The sequence below is a fragment of the Pseudomonas sp. AGC41 genome, assembly GCF_057334555.1.
The window spans coordinates 11,598-22,070 of sequence record NZ_JBHFJB010000032.1; the positions used below are offsets into that span (position 1 = coordinate 11,598).

The 10,473-nt window shown below is 63.9% G+C and carries 9 protein-coding genes; 7 read left to right on the plus strand and 2 right to left on the minus strand.

What is annotated here, in order from left to right; genetic code table 11:
* The first annotated feature begins 209 nt into the window (after nt 1-209).
* Nucleotides 210-944 (plus strand): SDR family NAD(P)-dependent oxidoreductase, encoded by a 735-nt coding sequence (locus tag ACE04F_RS05930; protein WP_486105410.1) that lies wholly within the window; start codon nt 210-212, stop codon nt 942-944.
* Nucleotides 945-1,001: 57 nt separating this feature from the next.
* Here the strand turns inward: ACE04F_RS05930 and ACE04F_RS05935 are convergent, their stop codons facing one another.
* Together ACE04F_RS05935 and ACE04F_RS05940 are read right to left on the minus strand one after the other, a co-directional pair.
* On the minus strand, nt 1,002-3,143 hold the full coding sequence (locus tag ACE04F_RS05935; RefSeq protein WP_486105411.1) for a TonB-dependent siderophore receptor: 2,142 nt from the start codon (nt 3,141-3,143) through the stop codon (nt 1,002-1,004).
* A gap of 78 nt (nt 3,144-3,221) precedes the next feature.
* Nucleotides 3,222-4,634, minus strand: a complete 1,413-nt coding sequence (locus ACE04F_RS05940) for an aminotransferase-like domain-containing protein (protein ID WP_486105412.1) — start codon at nt 4,632-4,634, stop codon at nt 3,222-3,224.
* A gap of 132 nt (nt 4,635-4,766) precedes the next feature.
* Between ACE04F_RS05940 and ACE04F_RS05945 the strand changes: the two genes are divergently transcribed.
* The 6 genes from ACE04F_RS05945 to ACE04F_RS05970 form a co-directional block, all read left to right on the plus strand.
* Nucleotides 4,767-5,933 carry an MFS transporter gene (locus ACE04F_RS05945; RefSeq protein ID WP_486105413.1) on the plus strand — a complete coding sequence of 389 codons (1,167 nt, stop codon included), beginning with the start codon at nt 4,767-4,769 and terminating at the stop codon, nt 5,931-5,933.
* Nucleotides 5,934-6,019: 86 nt separating this feature from the next.
* Nucleotides 6,020-6,691, plus strand: a complete 672-nt coding sequence (locus ACE04F_RS05950) for a GntR family transcriptional regulator (protein WP_305500821.1) — start codon at nt 6,020-6,022, stop codon at nt 6,689-6,691.
* Nucleotides 6,692-6,800: 109 nt separating this feature from the next.
* The gene (locus ACE04F_RS05955; RefSeq protein ID WP_486105414.1) at nt 6,801-7,733 is read left to right on the plus strand and encodes a 4-hydroxyproline epimerase; all 933 of its coding nucleotides are present in this window, start codon (nt 6,801-6,803) and stop codon (nt 7,731-7,733) included.
* Nucleotides 7,730-8,845 (plus strand): NAD(P)/FAD-dependent oxidoreductase, encoded by a 1,116-nt coding sequence (locus ACE04F_RS05960; RefSeq protein ID WP_486105415.1) that lies wholly within the window; start codon nt 7,730-7,732, stop codon nt 8,843-8,845. Before ACE04F_RS05955 ends, ACE04F_RS05960 begins: the two co-directional genes overlap by 4 nt.
* A 193-nt stretch (nt 8,846-9,038) precedes the next feature.
* Nucleotides 9,039-9,275 (plus strand): 2Fe-2S iron-sulfur cluster-binding protein, encoded by a 237-nt coding sequence (locus tag ACE04F_RS05965; RefSeq protein WP_486105416.1) that lies wholly within the window; start codon nt 9,039-9,041, stop codon nt 9,273-9,275.
* Nucleotides 9,272-10,473 (plus strand): FAD-dependent oxidoreductase (locus tag ACE04F_RS05970; RefSeq protein ID WP_486105417.1); only part of this gene is annotated, 1,202 nt, incomplete at its 3' end. The genes ACE04F_RS05965 and ACE04F_RS05970, both read left to right, overlap by 4 nt.

Below are 10,473 nucleotides of genomic sequence, written 5' to 3' on the forward strand. Positions count from 1 at the left end.
GGCGACCTATCAGGCATATTGATATCGCTTCGCGAGCAGGCTCGCTCCTACAGGGAAAGTTCGCGCCAATCGCAGCCATTGATTACACCAAGTATCAACTCAAGTACCAGAACCCCCATTTATCAAACCCGAGCGCATCAATAACCTGATCTCAACCCCGCCAACCCAGGCGCAGCGGTTCTAACCCAACGTGATCAGGAGTCAACATCATGAGCAATCGGAAAACCGTCATCATCACCGGCGCGTCCAGCGGTATCGGCCTTGGCCTGGTCAAGGCGTTCCTCGCTCGCGGCTATAACGTGGTGGGCAATGCTCGTTCGCAATCGGGCCTGGATGACGCGGCCGGCCAGCTCGGTCACCCGGCGAGCTTCATCGGCGTGGCCGGTGACATAGCCGCCCCGGCAACCTCTACCGCCCTCGTCGGCAAAGCCATCGAAGTCTTCGGCGCGGTGGACGGGCTGGTGAACAACGCCGGGTTCTTCCTGCCCAAACCCTTCATTGAATACAGTCCCCAAGACCTCGAATCGCTGTTGGACACCAACCTCAAGGGGCTCGTCTACGCCAGCCAGGCCGCTGCCGCACACATGATCAGTCGCCGTCAGGGTTTCATCATCAACATCTCCGCCTCGGTGGCCCTGCAGCCGAACATCCAAGTGCCGGCAGCGCTGCCAGTGCTGATCAAGGGTGGCGTCAACCAGATGACCCGAGCCCTGGCGCTGGAACTCTCGCCGCACAACATCAAGGTCAACGCGGTGGCCCCCGGCATCATCGACACGCCGATGCATGACCCGGCCAACCGTGACTTCCTCAACAACCTCGCCCCAGCGGGTCGGGTAGGCACCATCGCCGAGATTGCCGAAGCGGTCCTGTACCTGGCGGGTGCCGATTTCACCACTGGCGCGATCCTGCCGGTAGACGGTGGTATGAGCACCGGCAAGTGGTAAAAAACAAAACCCCGAAGGCGAAACCTTCGGGGTCTTTCGTGCAGCCTGGCCTGGTCGTTACAGCGTGTAGGAAATGCCTGCCTGCACCGTACGCGGCGCACCTGGATAAGCGTAGACGCCGCCAAAGGCGCCCTCCTCGTAATCCGCATCGAACAGGTTCTTGAGGTCGAGGTTGAGGCGAATGCGCTCATTGACCTTGTAGTAGCCGAGCAGGTCGACCACCGTGTAATCGTCCATGGTGAAGGTCGTGGCCGCGGTGTTGCCGGCCCGCTCGTCGACGTACTTGGCGCCCAGGCCAAGGCCCAATCCCTTGAGGCCGCCGTCCTGGAATTCGTAGACGTTCAACAGGCTGAAGGAGTTTTTCGGCACGTTGAGCAAGCGCGTGCCCGTGGGGATGCTGATGTCCTTGGTCACTTCGGCATCCACATAGGCGTAGCCGCCAATCACGCGCCACTCCGGCGTCAGGTTGCCCGCCACGTTCAGGTCGAAACCACGGCTGCGCACCTCGCCGGCCGCCACGCTGAAGGTCGAGTCCAGCGGATCGGGTGTCAGCACGTTGCGTTTTTCGATCTGGTATATCGCCGCATCGACGCTCAACTGACGATCCAGCGCCTCCCATTTGACGCCCATTTCGTAGGACTTGCCTTCCTCCGGCTTGAACCCGCCCCCTTCGCGGCTGGCGCCGTTGTTGGGTTTGAACGAACGGGCGGTGTTGGCATACACGGCTACCGTGTCGGTCAAGTCGTAGATCACGCCCAGGCGCGGGGTGACGGCGTTGTCGGTGACGTCCCAGTTGCGGCTGCCGGGGCGTGCCTGGGGAACGAAGGTTTCGTACTCATGCTCGAACCGCTCGAAACGCGCACCGGCCAGCACCTTGAGACGCTCGGTCAGCGCCACCTGGTCCTGGATGAAAAAGCCGAAGGTCTTGAGGTTTTCCTGGTCATTGGTGGGCGTGCGGGTCAACGCCGGGCGTGGCTGCCCATACACCGGATCGAAGATGTCGATCGGATACGCACCGGCACCGGCAGCAGAGCGCTGGATGATCGACTTATAGTCGTAGTCTTCATACTCGACGCCGGTCAACAGCGTGTGCTCGAGCCCGCCGGTGGAGAAATGCCCGGTGAGATTGAGCTGGGTATCGCGGTCGGTCCATTCCAGTTTGCGATAGTTGAAATTGCGCCCCAGGGTCCGCCCATCGGCACCGATGCCGTTGCCTTCGACGGCGTTGCCCTGCAACGTGCCGTCGAGCCACTGGGTGCCGCCGGAGAGGGTCCAGTCGTCGTTGAGCATGTGCTCGAAACGCACCTGCAGCATGCTGTTGTCGTTGTGCAGCTTGCCGGCGTCTTTCTCACCGAAGAAGGTATCCCGGGACGCGGTCCCGCGCTGGCCGGAATAGTGGGTCAAGCCGCGGTCCAGCGGATGATTGTTGCGCATGAAGTCGCCTTCGAACGTCAGGCGCGTGGTGTCGTTGACCTGCCAGGTGACCACCGGTGCGATGCCATAACGCTCGGTCTCGACGTGGTCGCGGAACGTATCGCCGCCCTCGCCGATCACGTTCAGGCGATAAGCCAGGCGCCCTTCTTCATCCAGCGGCCCCGACGCATCCAGGGTGCCGCGACGCATGCCTTGGTCGCTGACCTGGCTGCCCAGGGTCACCGTGCGCTCGGCCAGCGGTTGCTTGGACACGATGTTGAATGTGCCGCCCGGATCGCCACGGCCGTACAGCATCGTCGCCGGGCCGCGCAGTACCTCCAGCCGCTCGATGGTGTTGGCATCCGGCATGTTCGGATAGCCGCGGTTGATCGGGAAACCGTTGCGGTAGAACTCGCCCGTGGTAAAGCCGCGTACCGTAAAGGTGGTCAGGCCCTGGCCGCCGAAGTTGTTGGCCCTGCCGACGCCACCGGCATAATCAAGGGCATCCTGAAGACGCGTGGCGCTGAGGTCCTCCACCACATCGCGGGAGACGACGGATATCGATTGTGGGGTTTCATGAATCGCGGTGTCGGTACGCGTGGCACTGGCCGAACGAGTCGCGCGGTAGCCTTTCACCGGCCCCTGCGCGGTCTCGAAGTCCGAGGTGCCGACGATATCGGTGGCTTGCAGCTCCAGCGGCGCCCTGTCCGTCGTGCTGGGTTCTTCTGCCCAGGTGGAAATGGAATAAGCCTGGAGCACACACAGAGAAACGAGTATCCGACGCATCGACACACAATCCTAACGAAAGAACGCCGGCCCTCGAGGCCGACAGGAATAGGTTGCGAAAGATACAGCAACTCATTCCTATTTGACATCCATTCCCATTAGCACTGCCGTCCCAACCGTCGATTCCTGTTCAATCTGACGGAAAAATGCTTGGGCACGCACGTCCTGGGTAAACGCCACGTTCAAGCGCAACCAGTCACTCGCTTCCCCGTTCGGCAAGAACGTCGAACCCTGAGACAACTGCACCTGCAATCGCTCGGCGATCCGATGCACGCGCGCAGCCGGTACATGCCGCGCTCGCGCCCAGATGAACAGGCCACCCGAGGGCTCGGCAAACACTTCCCAGTGGGCCGGATCCAACCGGCGCAAGGTGCTCTCCATCTGTTTGTTCAAGCGTAGGCGCAGGCGTTGAATCAATTTGCGGTAAGCGCCGTTGGCCAACAGCGTCGCCACGACGTTTTCCGCCAGCAATGAACAGCCGATGCCGGTCACCATCTTGATTTCAGCCAGGCGGTTGATGATTTCCGGTTGGGCCACGACGTAGCCGACGCGTAATGAACTGGACAAGGTCTTGGAAAAACTCGCCAGGTAGATCACCCGGTCCAGCGCATCCAGGGAAGCCAGGCGTGAGGTCGGACCGTTCTGGAAGTCGGCGTAGATGTCGTCCTCGATAATGCGAAAGTCATGCAGCGTCGCCAGTTGCAGCAGGCGATAAGCAACGCTCGGCGCCAGGCTGGTGCCGGTGGGGTTCTGGTACATGCTGTTGACGAAGAAGTACTTCGGTTCATGCGCGCCGAGCAAGCGCTCCAGGCTCGCGACGTCCGGGCCCTGCGCGGTCCTCGGTACTGCCAGAGTCTTGACCCCGTGCAGCTTCAGCAGGTTGAACAGGTTGTAGTAACCGGGGCTTTCCACCAGTACCAGGTCGCCGGGTTTGAGCAACGTGCGCACCAGCAGGTCGAGGCCATGGCTGGCGCCCTGGGTCGTGATGATCTGCGCCTGATCGACATGAATATCGATCAGGCCCAGGCGCTTCTGGATCTGCAGGCGCAGAGGAGCGGAGCCCAGCGGGGTGCTGTAGTTGAACAACGCGTGACTGTCGCAGCGCACCACTTGGCGGATCGCCTGGCCCAGATCGCTGTCGTCGCGCCAGGCGTCCGGCAGCCAGCCGCACCCCAGCTTGAGTTGGGTCGATGGGTTATCGAACAGTTTCCAGGCGACAGCCTCCTCGGCTTCCGGGGCCAACGCCTCGGGGCGGCGTTGCGCCACGAAAAACCCTGACCCATGCCGGGATTCCAATACACCGCTGGCGACCATTTGATCGTAGGCCTTGATCACGCTCGACAGGCTCAAGCCATTTTCCGTCGCCAGTTGGCGGATCGAAGGCATGCGGGCGCCAGGGCGAATGCCGTGGGCGTTTATCCATTCGCTGAGGCTGGCGACAAGTTGCCGCACCAGGGACCCCGTAGCGTTGCGATCGATGTTCAGGTCCATGGCGCAGGCTCTTCCCAAGTGTTCTTGATTTTTGCGCAAACAGTTAAACACAAAAGACGCCCGTCTGTTCCTTGTTTGCCTGCGGGACGGCCGCGATAGTCCGCCGAGACTCCGCACCCTCAAGGAACGCTCTTGAACGCATCGCAACGACACTCATGGGGCCTGGCCTTCGGACTATGCTTGATCACCCTGGCGGTCAATCTCCAGGCGCCGCTGTACACCACCTATGCGCAGCTTTCCGGCTACGGTGCCGGCGCCACGGCAGTGGCGTTTTCCGGTTATGTGCTGGGCGTTTTGCCGGTGCTGCTGGCGTTCGGCGGCTTGGCCGACCGGGTGGGCCGCAGACCGTTGATCATCGCGGCGCTTGGCCTGTCAATGCTGGCGACGCTGGTCACCGTGTTCTGGCCCAACCTGATCGCCCTGGGTGTGGCGCGCCTGATGATGGGCGTCGGGACCGGGCTCGCTTCGGCGACCGCGACCGCCTACATGACAGAACTGCTGGCAATCGCCGACAGCCGCTCACCGGCCAACCGGGTCACGGCCAGCACCTCGCTGGGTTTTGGCCTGGGCGCGGCGCTGACCAGCCTGTTTCTTTTCGCCTGTCCCAGCGTTACCCCTGGCAGTTTCTGGCTGCAGTTGGTGCTGGCTGGCCTGGCGCTGATCGTGGTCTGGCGCCTGCCCGACCCCGCGGTGCGAATCGAGCAGGCGCCACTGCTGCGCCTGCCGCTGTTTCCCGCCGGGAGCTTGCCCTACAGCTTTTCCATGCTGCTGGCCTGGGCCACGTCCGGGCTGGTAATCGCGATCCTGCCGTCGGTGCTCGCCACACACGACTTGCAGCGTTGGTCCGGATTGTCGACGTTTACTGTCATCAGCTGCGGCCTGCTCTTCCAGCCCTGGGTGCGGCGCATGCACCCGGCCAGAGCGACGGGACTGGGCCTGTTGGTCTTGCCGCTGAGCTATGCATTGCTCGCCTGGGGCGCGAGCAGCGGTTCCCTGGCCGCGGTGCTGCTCGGGGCCCTGGGCGCCAGCAGTGCGTGTTACGGCTTTTTGTACCTCGGCGGGTTGTCGGCCGTGACCGCCATGGCCGGTGCGCAGAAAGCCCGGGTCAGCGCCGGTTTTTTCCTGTTCGCCTACATCGGGTTCAGCATCCCGGTGGTGGTGACCGGGTTGCTGGCCGATCGGTTCGGCGCTGACATGGCGCTTTGGGTGTTTGGCCTGGCACTGTTGGCGGGCGCAGCGGTCACCGGGTTGTTGATCGTTCGCAGCGAAGCTTTCGTCGCCCAGCCGTCCCACGGCTGACCGCAGACCCTCGCCAGAGCAGCGCTCGACATCGCCGCAGGCAAGTCGTATACCATATCCCCAACTCAGCCCGACGACCTGCCGCCGTGACCTTATCCAAGTTCAATCTGCCCGACCTGGGCAACACCCCCTCCACTTCGGAAATCATCACCCGTCACCTGCGCGATGCCATTGTGGCCGGGCATTTTGCCGAAGACGAGCCGATTCGCCAGGACGACATCGCCCGGCAGTTCAATGTCAGCAAGATCCCCGTGCGCGAGGCGCTCAAGCGCCTGGAGGCCGAAGGCCTGGTGATGTTCCAGCGCAACCGCGGAGCAATGGTCACGCGGATTTCCGAAGCGGAACTGGCGCAGATGTTCGAGGTGCGCATGCTGCTCGAAGACAAAGTCCTGCGCCTGGCCATTCCCAACATGACCGAAGCGACCTTCGCCCGCGCCGACAGCATCTGTCGCGAGTTCATCGGCGAAGATGACGTCGGTCGCTGGGCCGAACTCAACTGGCAACTGCACGCCTGCCTTTACGAACCGGCGCAACGGCCGTTCATGGTCGGGCTGATCCGCTCGGTCCACGACAAGCTGGAACGTTACCTGCGCATGCAGATGAGCCTGTCGGCGGGCAAGGAGCGCGCCGACCACGAGCACCGGGAAATTCTCGACGCCTGCCGGGCCGGCGATGTCGAACGCGCGGTGAAGCTGTTGGACGAACACATCGCCGGAGTCTGCCAGACACTGTTCGAATTCCTGCCATCGAGCCGATGATGCCTTCGCGCTGTGCCGATTTCGTCACGAGCAACAGATAAAACCCTCAAGCCGGCAGCCCCCGGCGCGGGCCACGCTTGCGTTCACTCACCTGAACGGACGTGGCGCCATGCAACGCATCACTGTGATCGACTCCCACACCGGCGGCGAACCGACCCGATTGGTCACCGCCGGTTTTCCCGAGCTGGGCCAGGGCAGCATGGCCGAGCGCAAGCAACGCTTGGCCGAACAGCACGATGCCTGGCGCACCGCGTGCGTGTTGGAACCCAGGGGCAGCGATGTGCTGGTGGGCGCCCTGCTGTGTGAACCGGTGGACCCGACGGCCTGTGCCGGAGTGATCTTTTTCAACAACAGCGGTTACCTGGGCATGTGCGGCCACGGCACCATCGGCCTGGTGGCGTCATTGGCTCACCTGGGCCGGATCGGCCCCGGCGTGCACAGCATCGAAACGCCGGTGGGCACGGTGCAGGCCACTCTGCATGAGGATCGTTCGATCAGCGTGCGCAACGTGCCGGCCTACCGTTATCGCCAGGCGTTACGCCTGGAAGTGCCCGGCATCGGTCCGGTGGTGGGCGATGTGGCCTGGGGCGGCAATTGGTTTTTCCTGATCGCCGACCACGGCCAGCGGGTGGCGGGCGACAATCTCGATGCCTTGACCGCCTACACGTTCGCGGTCCAGCAGGCTCTTGAACAGCAGGGCTTTCGGGGCGAGGACGGCGGGCTGATCGATCACATCGAGCTGTTCGCCGATGATCCCACTGCCGACAGCCGCAACTTCGTGCTCTGCCCCGGCAAGGCCTATGACCGCTCCCCTTGCGGCACCGGCACCAGCGCCAAACTGGCGTGCCTGGCCGCCGACGGCAAGTTGCAACCGGGACAGATCTGGCGTCAGGCCAGTGTCATCGGCAGTGAATTCGAAGGCTCGTACGAGCGTTCAGGCGAGCGCATCGTGCCGACCATTCGCGGCCGCGCCTACATCAGCGCCGAAACGACGTTGATCATCGATCCGGACGACCCGTTCGCCTGGGGCATTCGTCCGTGAGCGAGGGTTCTGTCGCCGATGTCATCGTCATTGGCGCCGGCATAATCGGCGCGGCGTGCGCACGGACCTTGGCCCTGCGTGGCTTGCGGGTGCTCGTGCTGGACGCCGGCTGGCACGGCGCCACGGCGGCCGGCATGGGGCATCTGCTGGTGCTCGACGACAACCCGGCGGAGCTGGCCCTGAGCCAATATTCCCTGCGGCGATGGCGCGAGTTGGCCCCCGCCTTGCCTGAGGGCTGCGCCTGGCGCAATAACGGCACGCTGTGGCTGGCCGCCAACGCCGAAGAGATGGCCGTGGCCCACGACAAGTACCTGAATCTGATGGCCCATGGCGAAGCCTGCGAACTGCTTGGCCGGGCCGCTTTGCAGCAGCGCGAACCGGAACTGCGGACGGGACTGGAAGGCGGCCTGCTGATCAACGGCGACGGCATTCTCTACGCGCCCGCCGCCGCCCGCTGGATGCTCGATCACGACAACATTCGCCAGCAGCGTGCCGAGGCCAGCGAAGTGGACGGCCACCGCGTACGACTCAGTGACGGTCATTGGCTGAGCGCCGAAGCGGTGGTGCTCGCCAACGGCATCCAGGCCACCGAGTTGTGCCCGGAGCTGCCGATCGAACCCAAGAAAGGCCACCTGTTGATCACCGATCGTTACCCCGCCACGTTCACCCACACCCTGGTCGAACTGGGTTATGTCACCAGCGCCCACAACGCCAGCGGGCCATCGGTGGCCTGCAATATCCAGCCGCGCCCGACCGGACAACTGTTCATCGGCGCCTCTCGGCAATTCGGCAACCTTGATCCGCAGGTCGAAGGCTGGATGCTCGCGAAGATGCTCAAGCGCGCCGTCGATTACCTGCCGGGCCTGGCGCACCTCAACGGCATCCGCGCCTGGACCGGTTTTCGCGCGGCGAGCCCCGACGGCTTGCCGCTGGTGGGTCAGCATCCACAGCGCAAGGGTCTCTGGCTGGCGGTAGGTCACGAAGGACTTGGCGTCACCACCGCGCCGGCGACGGCCGACCTGCTGGTCGCGCAACTGTTCAACGAAACCGCGCCGCTGGCCGCGCAACCCTATCTGCCGCAACGTTTCCTGGGAGAACCTGCCCATGCCTGAAGCCCTGAACCTCTCTCCCGTGGCGAGGGAGCTTGCTCCCGCTGGACTGCGCAGCGGTCCCAATACGTTGCTAGCAGGTTACCCAGGCACACCGCGTGTGCTGGTTTTGCGGCGGCTGCGCCACCGAGCGGGAGCAAGCTCCCTCGCCACGGTGAGTTGCTCCAGGCTCTATCTGGCTGAAGGGTAAGAGACCATGCCTGAACTCTTCATTGATGGATGCAAATTGTCGATCGCTGAAGGCGCCACCGTCGCCGCGGCTTTGGCCCTGGGCTCCGACGGCTGCAGCCGAACCTCGGTGACCGGCCAGCGCCGCGCGCCATTATGCGGCATGGGTATCTGTCAGGAATGCCGGGTAATGATCGACGGCCGCCGGCGCCTGGCCTGCCAGACGCTATGTCGGGATGGCATGCAAGTGGACACCCGGGCATGAATGAGTCCATCGACATTCTGATCATCGGTGCCGGCCCTGCCGGAATGGCGGCAGCACTGGCGGCGTCCAGCAGCGGCGCGCGTATTGTGCTGCTCGACGACAACCCGGTCCCGGGCGGACAGATCTGGCGCGACGGCCCCCAGGCCAACCTGCCCACCGCAGCACGAGGCCTGCGGGAACGCTTGCGTGCCTGTGCCAATGTGTCCTGGCGCATGGGCGCCCGAGTGATCGCCAGCGCCGCCGATAAAACCCTGCTGGTAGAAGATGCCGAGCAGGGTTGGCTGATCGCTTATGACCGCTTGATCCTGTGCACCGGCGCCCGTGAACTGCTGCTGCCCTTCCCGGGCTGGACGCTGCCCGGTGTCACCGGCGCCGGCGGCTTGCAGGCGTTGATCAAGGGCGGCCTGCCAGTGCGTGGCGAACGTTTGGTAGTTGCCGGCAGCGGGCCGCTGTTGCTCGCCAGCGCGGCTACGGCGAAACATCACGGGGCGCAACTGCTGCGCATCGCCGAGCAGGCCAACCGCGCCGCCGTGGCGGGTTTCGCCGCGAATCTGCCGCGCTGGCCTGGCAAGTTGTTGCAGGCGTTCAGCCTGTTCGACGCGCACTACCGCACCGACACCTACGTGCTGGAGGCCTTGGGAACGGACAAGCTCGAAGGTGTGCGCCTGCTGCAACACGGCAAAACCGTTGAACTGGCCTGCGACCGGCTGGCCTGCGGTTTCGGTTTGATCCCCAATACTCAGGTGGGCCAGGCGCTGGGCTGTGCCCTCAACGGGCAAGCGCTTGCTGTCGACGTCTGGCAAGCGACTACTCGCGTTGGTCATTACGCGGCTGGTGAATGCACCGGTTTCGGCGGCAGCGAACTGGCCCTGGTGGAAGGCGCCATCGCCGGCCACGCCGCTGTCGGCGATACCCTGGCAGCCGAACGCCTGTGGCCTGGTCGTGCACGCTGGCAAGGTTTTGCCGGAGCCTTGAACACTGCCTTTGCCCTTCATGCCCATTTGAAAGACCTGCCCCAACGCGACACCTTGGTGTGCCGTTGTGAAGACGTGGCCTATGGTGAGCTGAGCGATTTTGAGAACTGGCGTGAGGCGAAACTGGCGAGTCGTTGTGGCATGGGGGCGTGTCAGGGCCGGGTTTGCGGTGCGGCGCTGGAGCACTTGCTTGGTTGGACGCCGCCTGTCTCGCGCCCGCCGTT